We start from the raw sequence: 15,426 nt of genomic DNA on the forward strand, positions 1-15,426 counted from the left end.
TCCCATAATAAAAATATCCGCAGGTAGTACTGAAGTAATGGCTTCAGTACTACCTATTTTATCCCGTTGTAACTTTGCAAAAATTAATAGCATCTTTAGCCCAATATTTTTTTGCCGATTTGCTATAAAATTGTTTCTTTGGTTTATCAATCACCTTTCCGGCTATCTGCGATTATGGAACAGCCCAAGCAGCCTTTTTTAGAAACCCTATACCATTTGCGCACGATAGAGCAGGTTATTTTATACAATAAAATGGCCGAAATCCCTGCAAGTGAGGCAACCGCAGCGGTCGATTTTTTGGAGTCGGAATACGAGCGTGAGGCAACAGGCTATCCGTATACAGCACCAAAGTTTGATGCCGCCGCAGCGTTATGGGGTGCCAAAACGCTTTATAATGCCGCGCAACTGATGGTGTACCGCGATACTAAATCGGCTGAATTAGCTGCACTCCTGCCACCTTTTCCCGGTACGCCCGATGCTTCGGCAATGCTCTCGGCTGATATCTGCCTGCGCTTTTTGCCGCAGGTGGCCTGGCAACTGCATAATATAGATGCCGAAGACCCGCTTATCGCAGTGCTCAGGCAAAGGCTGGTGCAATTTCATTATTCTGCCATAGTGTTTGATGTTGAAATTCAAGACATTGCCATCGAACCGCTGTTTAAAAACGATTGCTTCAGGCAGTTGTATATTGACAGGGTAACCGAACGCAAAGCCGCAAAATGGGCTGCCCTGCCCGCCATAAAAGAGCAGGTACTGGCTAACCTGGGTAACCATAAAGCATTGTTCTGGCGGGAAATAGATTTAATAAATTAAAATATCGGCTACAAAGCCATAATTATACAATACAAAATGACTTCGATAGAAAAGCTTAATGAAGTTTTAAAGAGCCTTAAAGATACCTTTGTAGGCAAGAATGAAATTATAGACCTTTTGGGCATCAGCCTTATAGCGCGTGAAAATGCCTTTTTACTGGGCCCTCCCGGTACGGCAAAGAGCGCCATTGTGCGCGCCCTGTCCAATAAAATAGATGAAGGCAAAAACTTTGAATACCTGCTAACCCGCTTTACCGAGCCTAACGAGATCTTTGGCCCGTTCGACATTCGTAAACTAAAAGAGGGCGAGCTTGTTACCAATACCAATGGCATGATGCCCGAGGCAAGCATGGTTTTCCTGGATGAGATATTTAACGCCAACTCGGCCATACTCAACAGCCTGTTAATGGCGCTTAACGAAAAAATATTTCGCCGCGGTAAAGAAACCCGCAAACTGCCCGCCTTAATGTTTGTGGGTGCCAGCAACGTACTACCCGAAGATGAGGCACTTAATGCCCTGTTAGACCGTTTTTTGGTGCGCATTAAATGCGATTACGTAGACCCGGATTTGCTGCACGAGGTACTGCTTGCCGGGTGGAAACTGGAAAATAACGCTGCCGCTGAAAGCCTTACAGTATCTGCCGAAGAGGTTAAGGCGCTACAGGCCGCAAGCCGCCGCGTTAGCCTTAACAACATAAGGCTACAGTATGTAGATGTGGTGCACAGCCTGCGCAATACCGGCATAAAAGTGTCGGACAGGCGGGCGGTTAAACTGCAAAACCTTATTGCTGCCAGCGCCCTTATGTGCGGCCGCGAGGAGGCAATATTGTCGGATCTTTGGGTGCTTAAATACATTTGGGATACCGAGGAGCAAATCGAAGTCTTAGAGGGTATTATTAACGCCGTGATAGAAAAAGACGAAGCCCCCAACGCCCACCCGCAGGCGGTTTTTAATAAAACACCCAACCCCGAAGAGCTTATTAAAGAGGTGCAGCACTTAAACGAAAAGTGGCTGCAGGAAGGGCTGTCTTTTGAAGAAAAGAACATTATAAAAGACAAGCTGCGCTACCTGCAATCGCGTTGCGACTGGGTTAAAAACAACGAGCAAAAACAGTATATTGGCAAGGAGATAGAAACGCTATGGCAGAAGATACTGCAAACCATATAACTACCTATATTTTAGAAATACCCATATCTAATACATTGCTATTAGGGCACATACGCCATTGGGATAACCTAAAGGGCGCTACCGATGATGCTACCATCTGGATAAAGGATATTACGCAGCAGCAGGCCGATAGCCCCGAAATTATGGCGATACCGTATAAAACACTGTACTACCAAAAAGATAATTTACTGTTTGTAAAAGGCAGCCTGTTGCCCGTAAAAAAAATGAGGTCGGCACTGCTATGGTCGCCTTTAGACAGGTTGTTGCCGGTAAGCCTGCCCCCGCTAAACCATAATTTTTTCGGGATTACCAATGGAGTTTCTGTAAACATAATCCCTTCGGCTACAGAGCAGGAACCGTACGCCCTGCTGCTAAATCGCGATGCAGCCGCAAGCTATATAACATCGGCGCCTAAAGTGCGCCTTCAAAATTTGCATTATTCAGGTATTGATGATAACATACTTATACTGGGCACACCCCTGCTACCTGTTAGCGGGCAAACCTACTGGCGCGTAAACAACATGCTGCTGCCCGCAGGCTATGATTTTGAATTGCCCCTGCTGTACAGCACCGTAGAGAACCTGATAGCCCCCGATGGCAACCATCTTATTATTTGGCAAATAAATGGCAGCTATACCCTACTGCCTAAAGAGGCCGTTATGCCACTATCCATCAGTTCATTCCGTTTAACCTACCCTACTGCTTAATTATGGAGTTACAAGAGTATTTTCAGTCGTACAGCAGTTACTTTTGGGAATGGGAAAACGAGGTACATTCGCCTCAAGGCGTTTATGAATCGGCTACTATCGTAAACGGTAGCACCATAGGATACGAAGCTTATATTATGGAGGTTTTAGAATACCTTGCAGAAGAAAGCATACCGCCTTTCGGCTCGCTTTTGCTTGCCCTTATCGCTACCAACTCTAATTCGCAAGCCGCCATGGGTAAAGTGTTTGCAGATGAATCCAAGCCTTTTAAAGACAATCCTTCGATAATCGACATGTTGGCCGAATCAAGGGCGTTTTTAGATAAACTTGCGGCACTGCCACAAAATTATAAGTTGGGCAATAAAAGAAAACAGGTATTACAAGCTGTGTTTTCGGGTTGCCATAACAGGATTTCTTCCGAAAAAGCAAAAACTATTTTAGGCGAATATAAACAGCACCGCCATCACTTGTTACGAGCAGGTAGTAAGATAAATTTCAGTTTTGCTACGTTTCAGAAAGACTTTCGTACACTGGCTTTACTAAATAAAAAGTATACATCGGTAGATGATATACTTCTTGCCATAGGAGGCCTGCCGCAGCTCCCTGAAATTTCAGAGGCAATAGCCGAAGAGCCGGTAAGCACCACCCAGCCTGATCTTGTTCAGCAGCTTATACAGGACCCACGAACATTCCCGGTAGGCAGCCTTATAAAGCGCATCTGGTCGGGCCTCAACATACCCATGCACCATTTTGCGGGTGGCAGGCAACCGCTGGGCGGCATATCCGACCTGACCAATAAAGGCGATTTTGACAAGCTGCTCATCTCAGAATTTGCTAACGATGATGATGTTTTTATGCAGCGCCTTGCCAATAATGAGGCCTTGTACATAGAGCGCGAGGTTCCGCCCGAAAATGACAAATTTTTGAGGATATTACTGGTAGATGTCTCCTTAAAAAACTGGGGCACACCTAAGATACTGGCGTATGCAGCCGCACTGGGTGTGGCTACGCATCCTAAAACCAATATTGAGTGCAAAATAATTGCCGTAGCGCAGGAGTACCAGGAAGTGTATTATACATCGGTAGAGGATGTTATTACTGGGCTGGATGTCCTCAGCGGCAAGCTGGATGCATCAGCCGGGTTAAGCGCCTTTTTAGAAAGCGAGCATACCAAAGGCAGCCCTGAGATATTTGTAATCTCAACAAGCGGTGCCTTAAAGCTGCCTGCGGTGCAAAAGGTGCTTAACGACCATCACGAAAAAATAAAGTACGTTATAGAGCCCGACCATCAGGGCAACCTTAACTTTTATAAGATACAAAACCGTGCGCGCAAGCTGGTGCTGCACCTGTACCTTCCGTTAGAAGAACTTTGGCAAAACAGGCCTAAAGAAGACAATTCAGCAAAAGGTAAAACACGAAAAGCCAATTCGGCGGTTTCAATACCTGATTACCCCATCCTTTTCCCTTTGCGAGCCAATATTATTGATAAGTTTTGGCTTAATGGGTACATTTACCTCCTTACGGCCAACAGGAGCTTGTACCGCACCTATTTAAAAAATATTCCGGAAAGAGAGTATTCTCCTATTAACCATAAACATAAGGGTTGCGAACTGCTGTTAGAGAACCTGTCAATAAAATCGGGAGGTTTGCATGCACTGGGCCGCGAGGACGGCCACTACATTCTTGTGTCCTATTACAAGAGGGAAGGTATTATTAGCTATCATAATTTAAATACATCCGAATATCACAAATTGCCTTTTGAGGGAAAGGATAAGAATTATAATCTCTTTTATTTTAACGAAGTAAATACGTATTGCATGATTGATGAAGCTCTTACAGAGAATCAAAATATTACAAAAAACGATAGAGGGTTACAAATAGAAATAGTAAGATCGCACATTAAGGTAGAAAATGAGTACAATAAATATAAAGCCGAATTAGGTAATTATACTTACAACCCCGGGAGCAACATTCTTAAAAACTTTTTGCCCGCCTGTATAGATACCGAAGGTAAGCTGCACTTGTACAAGCATGAGTTTAATGTAAACCTGCACAACAATGAGGTACACAGCACGTTCAGGATGTATAGCAATCGCAGTTACACTCCACAGGTCAACGCGCATTATGACAACAGCACTGATAAAAGCAAACTGCTCTTCCCTGATGGCAGTGAGATTATAAGGGATAAACGCGGTATGTTTATACTGATAAGCAGTAACCCCGCCATACCAAAAATATACCTGCCTGCAAGCCTGGATTACAATCTTGGCCTTGCTGCCGGCGATGATTTTGCCGGAAATGACTATTTTTATAAGGATAAAAGCAATGCGCCACTGTTAAAAATAAGCGTGAACAGTTTTAACCATAAATACCTTGAGCCGTTTATAAATACCATTTTAAACCATGGAGCTTAGCATAAAGCCGTATCATAAAAACAGTTACCCAAAAAGGGGCGTGCTTATAAAAAGCGCATTGCCTATGGTATGGCTTGCACAAATACAGCGTATGGGGCTTGCGTTACAGGATATTACGGCTTACCCCGTGCCGGACACAAAGGCTAACGAGGTTTTTGGCTGCCTTGTTGTTTTAAAGGAGCACGTAACTATTGCCGAACTCAACAGCAACGCCCTCCTGCAACTGGTTAACGATAAAATATTTATACCGGAATACAGTACACTTAGTCCGCAATTATCTGAGAGTGAATGGCAAAAGCTGTTTGGCAGTCATTACTACATTCACCATCCTGAAATTGGTCTGGCAGAAGTAGCCGAACCCATTAACTGGCAGGTGCTTATTACACTTCCTGAGCAGGCAAACCTGCACATAACTGCGCCTTTAAAAAGTGTTGCCATTCCGCGGCAGATAAGCACCATGTACATTGAAGCCGACCCCGAAGCGCTCGCCGCCGCCGTAGAAAAGCCTTTTGGCGACGAAGGCCTTGACAACCTGCCGTTTGATGTGCAAAAACTGCTTAAAGGCAACCAAAAGGAAATGGATAAATTCCTCGCGTTTTTAGATAAAAACCCCGATTTGGCTTTAAAATTTGCCATTCCCTTAGATACGTTGGGAACGTCACGCGGCGGCAATAAGGGCAAATTTACGTTTGGTAAAGGTGTTGGTGGAGGACTTGGTTTGGGATTAAGTAAAGCATTAGGCCTAACCCGCGATACTACCGGCCAGCTAACAAAGTCGTCTAAGCGCAGCCTTCTCATAATAGCAATGCTATTTACCGGGCTGGTTGCGCTTATTATGTCGGCCAGCGGTTGGGAGGGAAAACCAAATATCTTCCCAATGCTTATCTTCATTATTGCGATAGTACTTATAGAAAGGTTTTCAGGCAGCAAAAATGCCGCTCCGCGCAGCAGTTCCGGCAGTGGTGGCAGCAACGTGTTACTGGATAATGAAAGGTTTACCACCCTGCAAAAACGCTACGAAAACATGGCGGCCAATTATATTACGCAGGGCGACTACCAAAAGGCAGCGCATATTTACCTGAAACTTTTAAAGAATTACCCCAAAGCGGCGCAGGTGCTGGAAGACGGCGGCTGTTATGCCGAAGCAGCATCCATATACCTCAACTATTGCAAAAACAAGGTTAAGGCGGCAGAATGCTACGAGAAGGCCAGAATATACAATGAGGCAATTATCCTGCATAAAGAAATGAAGCAACACGAAAAGGTGGGCGATCTGTACACCCTCCTTAACCGTAAACAGGATGCCGATACCTACTACAACCTCGTTGCCGATGATTATAAACAGGGCTCGCAGTTTGTAAAGGCTTCGCTTATTTATAAATATAAGATAGGCGTACCGGCATTGGCGCAGGATATTTTGCTTGAAGGCTGGAACACCAACAAAGACCCCTACAATTGCCTGAACAATTATTTTGCTAATATTGAAACGGATGCCGCGTTAGAGGATGAAATAAACAGTATTTATAAGCAAACGAATGCTAAAAACCGACTGATATTTTTAGAGGCCATTAAGGTGGAATATACCAAACACGACAGCCTTAAAGAGCCTGTAAAAGATATTGCTTACGAGATTATTGCCGAACATTTAGAGGCCAGTCCTGCTGTAGCCTCTGAACTTATATTTTTTAATAAAGAAGATAAGTCCATTACCAAAGATGTAATGAAATATAAGGCCAAACGTAAAAGTATACGCCTGTAAATAAGGTTATAAAGATTGTATGTACCTCAGTATCCCCTCTACATCAAGTATATAGTTTGCGGCAACATTTTCAAGTGCATTGCGGGGCATAAACGGTATTTCTGCTGATTCCGGGTCCTGAATAACAACTATACCCCCGGCCTCCCTAATTTCGGCAAGGCCATGCGTACCATCTGAATTGGCACCCGAGAGTAGTATCGCTGCCACTTCCGGCCCAAAGGCGTCGGCAGCCGACTCAAACGAAACATCAATGCTTGGCCTGCTGTAATTCACTTTTTCGGATGTATCCAGCGATAGCAGGTTGTTCTTCTCAAAAAGCAAATGATAGTCAGACGGCGCAACATATATGTTTCCCGGCTCTAATACCACTTTATCTTCTACATCCTTAACAGGCAGGGTAGTTTTTGCGGCAATTAATTCTTCAAGGGTAGAGTCTTCAGAGCTTTTGCGGTGTACAATAATTACAATGGCAAATGTGGGTATGGCCGTTAGGCGCGGCAGTATTTTAATAAGTACTTCAAGGCTGCCCGCCGACCCCCCTATTAATAAAACCTTGCAGCGTGGGGTTACAGTATCTTTTTCCATAATTTTTCGCGGTCTACTTGTTTAAACCTCATTTGCAGGGGCGAAAACTTAATGGTTTCCTTAGTGCCCAGCGCCAGGTAGCCCAGCTTGGCAAGGCTGTCATCAAAAAGTACCAGGGCCTTTTCCTGCAGTTCTTTATCAAAATATATCAATACATTACGGCACAGTATCAGGTCGAACTCGTTAAACGAACCGTCTGACACCAAATTATGCTGCGAGAACACCATTTTTTCAGAAAGGTCTTCTCCAAACTTTGCATAACCGTAATTTGCTGTGTAGTAATGCGAAAAATCTTTTTTACCGCCCGAAACCATATAGTTTTCAGAATACTGTTTCATCATGTGCAGCGGGAAAATGCCTTTCTTGGCCACATCCAGCACAAGGCCATTAATATCGGTAGCATACAGCAGCGATTTGTGCAGCAAATTGGCCTCTTTAAGCAATATGGCCATAGAGTACACCTCTTCGCCTGTAGAGCAGCCCGCATGCCAAATGCGTATAAACGGCTTGGTGCCTATAATGGGCAAAATTTCGTTGCGCAGCACTTTGTAAAACAGCGGGTCGCGAAACATCTCGGTAACGTTAACCGTAATTTCCTCTACCATGTGCTTAAAATAATCGGGCTCGGTGCGCACTTTGTACAGCAGCTCGCCAAAATTTTTAAAGCCGTCTAAATGTATAAGCCGGTCTACACGGCGTTTAAGCGATGCCCTGGAGTATCCGCTAAAATCAAAACCGTGATATTCAAATACATCATTTATCAACAGCTCCAGCTCACGATCATCTATTAAAACCATTTATATCGTACTTAATAATTGCAGTAATTTATCTACATCTACAGGTTTGGATATGTAATCATCTGCCCCGGCCTGCAGGCATTTTTCCCTGTCGCCCACCATAGCCTGCGCCGTTACCGATATTACTGGCGTACCCTTGCGGGCCGGTATCTTTTTAATAAGCGGTATAGCCTCATAACCGTCCATATCGGGCATCATCATATCAATAAGCACTGCATCTACAGGTTCATCGGTTTTAAGCAATTCCAGCGCCTCTTTAGCACTGGTGCACGAAAGGCACTCAAACGAGCGTGCCCTTAATGTTGCCGATAGCGCAAAAATGTTGCGCGCATCATCATCTACAATTAAAACTCTTTTCTTGCTCATTTTAATGTATTACTATTAATGCTGGTCGTACAGCCAAACCCTTAATAAAGACAATAACTGGTCTATATCTACCGGTTTTGTTATATAATCGCTTGCACCTGCGTTGATGCATTTTTCCCTGTCGCCCGTCATGGCCTTTGCTGTTACGGCAATTACCGGCAGGTTCTTGTATTTTTTATTTTCGCGAATGCGGGTGGCGGTTTCGTAGCCATCCATATTAGGCATCATCATATCCAGCAGCACCACATCTACCCCGGGGTTCTCGCCCAGCGATTTTAGCGCCTCCTTGCCATCAATGGCCGTTATGACATTCATTTTAAGCGATTCTAACGCCTTGGTAAGCGAGTAAATGTTTCGCACATCATCATCTACCACAAGCACAGTTTTATCGCTTAATACATTGTTTAACTGGTTCAGTTTTTTATAATCCTTTTTACCGTTAGCCCCCTTCTTTTCTTCTACAAGGTGAAGAAAAAGCGAAACCTCATCCAGCATCCTTTGGTACGAATGTGCGGTTTTAATAACTATCGAGTCGGCATATTTTTTAATCTTAAGCTCCTCTTTCATGCTAAGGCTCTTGCCCGTAAATACAATTACAGGAAGGTTCTCTAAGCCCGGGTTCTTTTTAACGTTCTCCAGTATTTCATATGCCTGCTTGTCAGGAATACCCATATCAAGTATAACGCAGTCTACCTCTGCCCTTTGCAGCGTGTTTACGCCCTCGTTTATCTCGCTTTTAATTTCAGAATTGATATTGTTGCTTTCTAAAAAGAAGGCAAGCGCTTTGGCATGTTGCGGGTTATCTTCAAAAATAAGCACCTTTTGCGATTCGCGGCTGATGATGTGCTCAATCCTCCTGAAGATATCGGGCATTTGCTCAAAGGCCACCGGCTTATCTAAAAAGTTTATGGCACCTTTTAGCAAACTTTCCTGCTTAAGTTTGTGCGACGACATAATGTGTACCGGTATGTGCTTGGTTTGGGCATTGTTTTTAAGCTCTTCCATAACTTCCCACCCGCTTTTTATAGGCAGCTGAATATCGAGCAACACGCCCACCGGTTTATATACCAGTGCAAGATTTAAGGCATGGTCACCACGAACGGAAACAATACCTTTATAACCACGCTTACGCGTGAATTCTAATAGCGATTTGGCAAAGTTAATATCGTCCTCTACAATCAAAATGGCCTTGTCGTTATCGCCTACGGCCTCCCGGTCATCGGGCACATCCTCGGGTATCGACGGACTTATGTATTGTTTTATCTCGGCATCCTTTTTATCCTGTGCATCTGTAGTTTCAGATTTATAGGCTGATGTTTCCTCAAGCCTTTCAACCGGAGCTGCAATAACAGAGCCTATAATAGGCACGGTTATGGTAAACTCACTACCCTCGCCTACCGCGCTTTTAAGCGTAATTTCGCCACGAAGCAATTTAGCCAGCTCACGGCTGATGGAAAGCCCCAACCCGGTACCGCCATACTTGCGTTTGGTGGAGCCATCGGCCTGTTGAAAGGCTTCAAATATCAATGGCTGCTTTTCCCTTGGTATACCAATGCCTGTATCTTTAACCACAAACATCATCAGCTTGCTATCAGTAGGGTGTTTTTTAACCTCTAACGTTACAGAGCCTTGTGAAGTAAATTTAATCGCGTTAGATATCAGGTTTTTAAGTATCTGCTCTAAACGCATTTTATCGGTACGGATAACCACCGGCGCATCTTTCGCTACAATTTTAAACTCGATATTTTTTTGCTTGGCAACCTCTGTAAACAGGGCTTTAAGGCTATCAGTAATTTCTTTAGTGGCAACATCCAGGAACTCCAGTTCCATTTTACCTGCCTCAATTTTACTAAGGTCCAGTATCTCATCAATTAGCCCTAACAAACCGTTGCCCGAGCTGTTTATAACCTTAGCAAACTCTACCTGCTCGCCGTTCATGTTGGCATCGTTATTTTCAGATAATAAACGGCTTAAAAGCAATATAGAGTTAAGCGGCGTGCGCAGCTCGTGCGACATATTGGCTAAAAACTCTGACTTATAACGTGTGGTAAGCTCCAGGTCTTCTGATTTTTTCTGGATCTCCATGTTCTTTTCTTCCAGCAACACACTGCGCTCTGCAAGCTCCTCGTTGGTTTGCTGCAATTCTTCCTGCTGCACGCGAAGCTCTTCCTCGCTTGCCTGTAGTTTTTGGGTTTGCGCTTCCAGTTCGGCGTTCATGCCCTCAAGTTCGGTGTGCTGTGCTCTTAGCTCCTCGCCCTGGGCCTGGGTTTCTTCCAGCAGTTCCTGCACACGTTTCCTGTTTTGGGCAGCAGTAATGGCAATACCAATATTATTGGCAACCGAGCGTAAAAACTCGAGGTCGCGCTTTGTAAATTCCTTAACCGAAGCCAGCTCTAAAGCCCCAACAACCTTATTATCTACAAGCGGCAGCGCCACAATGTGGGACGGCTTAACATCGCCAAGGGCGTAGGATATGGTAATATCTTCCGGCGAAAGCGCCTTAAGCTGCATTAATTTGTTAGATGCCACAGCCTGGCCGGTAAGCCCGTCGCCTATGGTTAGGTATTCCCTGTCTTTGCTTGGTACGTAGCTGTACCCCGCGTATGATTTAAGGTGCTCCCCCTCTACCAAATACAATATTGCCGCATTACTTTTAGTATACAGCGCTATGTATTCGGCAATATCTTTAGTTAACTGGTTAAGCGGCTTCTCGCCTATCATAACCGTATTAAGCTCTGCCACGCCGGCTTGCAGCCATTCGTTATCAGACAGTGATTTAAACGATGCACTAAGTGCCACCGCCATATTATTAAGCGATAAACCTACGCTGCCCAGGGCATCGCTCTCGCTATCCTCCACCCTGATATCATAATTACCTTCTGCAATTTGCCCGGCTACACCGCTTATAACGCGGATGCGCTCAGCAGTTTCTCTGTCATTTTTTTCCAGCTGTAGCTGAAGTTTAAGCCTTTGGTTATAATCCCTTATAGTCCGTACAAAGAACACTGCACTTATTAATAGCGCAATAATTGCGGCAATAACAATAAGCACCGAACTGTAAAACCCATAACGCTCTGATTGCGAATTTCTTTCGTCAAGCAGGCTGCGCTCTTCGGTTTCCATACGCTTTAAAATGGTGCGTATGCTGTCCATGAGGTTCTTGCCCTGGTTAATTTCATCGGGCACTACAGGCCAGCCTTTTCTTTTTTGAGATATGCGGGTATCTAAATATTTAAAGAACTGCGCCCTAAGCGGTGCCAGCTCTTTAAGGCTGCTTTGCTGCGCCTCATTGTCTTTAGTTAAAACGGCCAGTTTTTCAAAATATCCTTCAGACCGCTCGCGGGCTGTGCTATAGTTAGCCAGAAAATTATCATCGCCTGTAACTAAAAAGCCGCGCATACCGCCCTGTGCATCTATCATTATAGATGATCCCTCGTTAAGGTTGTAAATAACCTCCTGGGTGTGGTTAACCCACGCGGTACTGTCTAACAGGCTCCTGATGCTTAAAAACGAAGCTATAGAACTTATCATAAGGATAAGCATGGATGCCCCCGAGCTTAGTATTAAATTTCTTCTAAAATTACCGTTCATAGTAATGGTTATATTGGTAAAACTATTATAAAGCTGGAGCCCTGCCCCAATGTGCTTTTGGCTGTAATTAAGCCGTTGTGTTTTTCGGTTATTTTTTTGGCTATGGCAAGGCCTATACCCGTACCCTCATAGGCATTACGGTCGTTAAGGCTCTGGAATATCTTAAATATCTTATCCAGATACACCTCGTTAAAGCCAATGCCGTTATCTGATACTGTTATTTTGCAATAACAGCCTTTGGCCGATGCCGGGCTGTCAAAATCTTTGTCGGCTATGCGCTCAGATGTTATTTCTATAACTGGTGCTATTCCCTCGTTGGTAAATTTTAGCGAGTTACCTATAAGGTTCTGGAAAAGCTGGCGTAACTGACTCGGAATACCTTGTATAACTGGTAAACTACTTGTTTTTACAACCGCATTTTTTTGTTCGATGCGATAATCAAAATCTGATAGCACTTCCTCAAGGATAAGGTTAAGGTCGGTTCTTTCGGGTAAAACGGTAGATGAAAGCCGCGAATATTCTAACAAATCCGTTATTAGTTTCGCCATCCTGTCTGCTGATCGTATCGTGCGGTTTACATAATCAGTAGCTTTATCGTCTTTAACAATATAGCGCTCTTGTATGATCCTGATAAAGGTTTCAATTTTCCTTAGCGGTTCTTTAAGATCGTGCGATACCACCCACGAAAATTGCTGAAGCTCATGGTTCTTCATCTCGAGCTCCTCATTTTTAAGCAGCAGTTCGCTGGTACGTTCAGCTACCTTTTGTTCCAGGTTTTCCTGGGCTTCTTTCCTAATTTCTACTTCTTTAGACAGCAGGTCGCGAATATCCCTTAACTCCTGTTTTTGTTCGGCAAGCTTAAGAAAGGTTTTTACTTTAAGGATAAGCAAATCAGGGTCTACCGGTTTGGTAACGTAGTCTACCCCGCCCGATTCATACCCCTTAGAGATAAACTTTTTTTCTTTATTGATAGCCGATAAAAATATAACGGGAATATCCTTGGTACGGTTGCTTCCGGCAAGTATCTCTACTACCTCAAAGCCGTCCATACCGGGCATCTGCACATCCATAATGATGAGCGAATAGGTTGTCTTAAGTATCTTTTTAAGCGCTTCTTCGCCCGATTCCGCCGAATCTACCGGTATGTTATGAAGTTCGAGTATTTTTTGTAAGGCCAGGATGTTTGCCCGTATGTCATCTACTATTAATACCATCTTAAATATTATGTAGATTTATTGAAACATATGCCATGCCAGTGTACACCGTTGCCTTATGAGCAGCAATGCTGTATGGGCAATGCATAAGCATATGTAGTAAGGTTATCTTTTTTACTTTTTTGGTCACGAAGTAAAAGTATAAAAAGAACTGTTAAAGAGTTGTTAATTCAATTTATGAATATTAACAGTTATTGCATAAACATTATACATCTTACCCATCATACATATCCATAGAAAGGCGGGTTTCCTCAAGGTCCAGCTCGCGCTCTATCTTTCTAAGTATCTCCTCATTAGCGCTGCCGTTGCGGTGTAGTTCCTGTACTTTTTTGCGCTCTACATTTAAAAGGTCTATTTGCAACTGGGTAAATTCGTTAAAAATATTTCCGGCAAGCGTTTCTCCTTTACCAAAAAAGTTAGCGGGCAAATCGGTCTTTTGCAGGCGGTTGTACTTAACCTCATACTTGCTTTTTATATTATGCAGCAGGTCGTCTTGCAGGAGCGATAAATTATCTTCTATATGGGTAATGGTTTGCGATACCACCATATTACGCACTTCATATTCCTCAGCATAGATAGAATACGGCTCCATCTTCATTTTTTTGATGATCCACGGCAGTGTGAAACCCAAGAGCACAAGGGTAGAAAGTATTACGCAAAACGTAAGGTAAATTACCAGGTTGCGGTGCGGGAATATGGTACCATCGGGCAGTGCTAACGGTAACGCGAGCGCTGCCGCCATAGATACTACGCCCCGCATACCCGCCCAGCCAAAGACTACAAGGTTACGCGGATCGAACTCCTCGGTAGTACGAATCTTTTTGCTCAGATAGCGCGGCAGCATGGCTGCCGGTATAACCCAAAAAAAACGCACCACTATTACTACAAAGCTTATGGCAACACCCCACAGTGCAAGCGATACTTTACTGTAATCGCCCATTCCATCCATTATCTGGCGCAGTTGCAGGCCTATCAAAATAAAAATAAGTCCGTTTAGTATGTAGGTAACAACATCCCACACGGTGGTGCTCATTACCCGGCTGCGATGGGTTAATATTTCATCTGAGCGGAACGACAGGTACAAGCCCGTTGTTACCACCGCCAGTACGCCCGAGAAATGAAAATGCTCTGCAAGCAGGTAGGATGCAAACGGGGTAAGAAAAGTAAGGGTAACATCTAAAACGGGATCGGTTACAAATCGTTTATGTACCTGGTACATAAGGTAACCCAATCCTAATCCTACCAATACACCCGCACCGGCTACAACTAAAAAATTAAGGCCGGCCTCCCATAATACAAAGTTACCTGCGGTAATGGCTGCAAGGGCATATTTATAGGCCACAAGGCCGCTGGCATCGTTAACAAGGCTCTCGCCTTCTAAAATGCTTATAAGGCGGGGTTGTAACCCCAGCCCTTTAGTGATGGATGTTGCTGCAACGGCATCTGGCGGCGATACTATAGCACCTATTAAAAAGGCAAGCGGCCAGCCCATATCATCTATCAAATAGTGGGCTGTAACAGCTACAGCTACCGTGGTAAATATTACCAGCCCAATGGCGGCAAGGCTTATAGACCGTATAGAACCTTTAAAGTCGTGCCAGCTGGTATGCCAGGCTGCATGATACAGCAATGGCGGCAGGAATATTATAAATACAACATCGGGGCTAAGGGCAATAACAGGCAGGCCGGGTATAACACTTATAACCACCCCGCATAATACCAGCACAATAGGGAACGGGAATTTATATTTTGTACTAAGGATGCCTAAAAAAGCAACCCCAAATAACAGCATTATAATAACAGTAATGTTTTCCATAAAAATAAAGGGCCTTAACCGGCACAGGTAATATAGTTGTAAATATAAAGATTTGTTTAAATAATCGTACCAAAACAGTAAGTGCAAAAAAAATGCAACTTTTTTTATTTTTTGCAAAACCATTAAAATAATTCCTACGTATATATGTTCAGTAAAATTACTAATGCATTGCCCCTAATTAAAAAAAAAGCCATTTA

General features: G+C 43.9%; 11 protein-coding genes. 5 read left to right on the top strand and 6 right to left on the bottom strand.

Annotation, left to right across the window (positions count from 1 at the left end; all coding sequences use genetic code 11):
• Positions 1-174: 174 nt before the first annotated feature.
• From FMM05_RS01375 to FMM05_RS01395, 5 genes are read left to right on the top strand one after another with little or no spacing between them, the layout of a single operon-like run.
• On the top strand, positions 175-813 hold the full coding sequence (locus FMM05_RS01375; RefSeq protein WP_143371544.1) for a hypothetical protein: 639 nt from the start codon (positions 175-177) through the stop codon (positions 811-813).
• Between the two features lie 36 nt (positions 814-849).
• Entirely contained in the window at positions 850-1,980 is a 1,131-nt protein-coding gene (locus FMM05_RS01380; protein ID WP_143371545.1) for an AAA family ATPase, read from the top strand.
• Positions 1,953-2,687 (top strand): hypothetical protein, encoded by a 735-nt coding sequence (locus FMM05_RS01385; protein WP_143371546.1) that lies wholly within the window; start codon positions 1,953-1,955, stop codon positions 2,685-2,687. Before FMM05_RS01380 ends, FMM05_RS01385 begins: the two co-directional genes overlap by 28 nt.
• Positions 2,688-2,689: 2 nt before the next feature.
• Complete coding sequence (locus tag FMM05_RS01390) at positions 2,690-5,101, top strand: hypothetical protein (protein ID WP_143371547.1); 2,412 nt, start codon at positions 2,690-2,692, stop codon at positions 5,099-5,101.
• On the top strand, positions 5,091-6,860 hold the full coding sequence (locus FMM05_RS01395; RefSeq protein WP_143371548.1) for a hypothetical protein: 1,770 nt from the start codon (positions 5,091-5,093) through the stop codon (positions 6,858-6,860). The genes FMM05_RS01390 and FMM05_RS01395 overlap by 11 nt, the downstream gene beginning before the upstream one ends.
• A 6-nt stretch (positions 6,861-6,866) precedes the next feature.
• Here the strand turns inward: FMM05_RS01395 and FMM05_RS01400 are convergent, their stop codons facing one another.
• From FMM05_RS01400 to FMM05_RS01425, 6 genes are all read right to left on the bottom strand, one after another.
• Complete coding sequence (locus FMM05_RS01400; RefSeq protein ID WP_143371549.1) at positions 6,867-7,445, bottom strand: chemotaxis protein CheB; 579 nt, start codon at positions 7,443-7,445, stop codon at positions 6,867-6,869.
• Positions 7,427-8,242, bottom strand: a complete 816-nt coding sequence (locus FMM05_RS01405; protein ID WP_143371550.1) for a CheR family methyltransferase — start codon at positions 8,240-8,242, stop codon at positions 7,427-7,429. Before FMM05_RS01405 ends, FMM05_RS01400 begins: the two co-directional genes overlap by 19 nt.
• Positions 8,243-8,608 (bottom strand): response regulator, encoded by a 366-nt coding sequence (locus FMM05_RS01410; protein ID WP_143371551.1) that lies wholly within the window; start codon positions 8,606-8,608, stop codon positions 8,243-8,245.
• Positions 8,609-8,623: 15 nt separating this feature from the next.
• On the bottom strand, positions 8,624-12,199 hold the full coding sequence (locus FMM05_RS01415; RefSeq protein WP_185965484.1) for a response regulator: 3,576 nt from the start codon (positions 12,197-12,199) through the stop codon (positions 8,624-8,626).
• 8 nt (positions 12,200-12,207) lie between these two features.
• A complete protein-coding gene (locus tag FMM05_RS01420) occupies positions 12,208-13,413 on the bottom strand; it encodes a sensor histidine kinase (protein WP_143371552.1) in 1,206 nt (401 codons plus the stop codon).
• Positions 13,414-13,627: 214 nt separating this feature from the next.
• Positions 13,628-15,229 (bottom strand): Na+/H+ antiporter, encoded by a 1,602-nt coding sequence (locus FMM05_RS01425; RefSeq protein ID WP_143371553.1) that lies wholly within the window; start codon positions 15,227-15,229, stop codon positions 13,628-13,630.
• Positions 15,230-15,426: the final 197 nt, after the last annotated feature.

Source organism: Flavobacterium zepuense, from assembly GCF_007097145.1.
Lineage (GTDB): Bacteria > Bacteroidota > Bacteroidia > Flavobacteriales > Flavobacteriaceae > Flavobacterium > Flavobacterium zepuense.

What these genes read in the sequence shown, in the direction of transcription:
- FMM05_RS01375 (WP_143371544.1), top strand. Translation starts at nt 175, where the DNA reads ATGGAACAGCCCAAGCAGCCTTTTTTAGAAACCCTATACCATTTGCGC.
- FMM05_RS01380 (WP_143371545.1), top strand. Translation starts at nt 850, where the DNA reads ATGACTTCGATAGAAAAGCTTAATGAAGTTTTAAAGAGCCTTAAAGAT.
- FMM05_RS01385 (WP_143371546.1), top strand. Translation starts at nt 1,953, where the DNA reads ATGGCAGAAGATACTGCAAACCATATAACTACCTATATTTTAGAAATA.
- FMM05_RS01390 (WP_143371547.1), top strand. Translation starts at nt 2,690, where the DNA reads ATGGAGTTACAAGAGTATTTTCAGTCGTACAGCAGTTACTTTTGGGAA.
- FMM05_RS01395 (WP_143371548.1), top strand. Translation starts at nt 5,091, where the DNA reads ATGGAGCTTAGCATAAAGCCGTATCATAAAAACAGTTACCCAAAAAGG.
- FMM05_RS01400 (WP_143371549.1), bottom strand. Translation starts at nt 7,445, where the DNA reads ATGGAAAAAGATACTGTAACCCCACGCTGCAAGGTTTTATTAATAGGG.
- FMM05_RS01405 (WP_143371550.1), bottom strand. Translation starts at nt 8,242, where the DNA reads ATGGTTTTAATAGATGATCGTGAGCTGGAGCTGTTGATAAATGATGTA.
- FMM05_RS01410 (WP_143371551.1), bottom strand. Translation starts at nt 8,608, where the DNA reads ATGAGCAAGAAAAGAGTTTTAATTGTAGATGATGATGCGCGCAACATT.
- FMM05_RS01415 (WP_185965484.1), bottom strand. Translation starts at nt 12,199, where the DNA reads ATGAACGGTAATTTTAGAAGAAATTTAATACTAAGCTCGGGGGCATCC.
- FMM05_RS01420 (WP_143371552.1), bottom strand. Translation starts at nt 13,413, where the DNA reads ATGGTATTAATAGTAGATGACATACGGGCAAACATCCTGGCCTTACAA.
- FMM05_RS01425 (WP_143371553.1), bottom strand. Translation starts at nt 15,229, where the DNA reads ATGGAAAACATTACTGTTATTATAATGCTGTTATTTGGGGTTGCTTTT.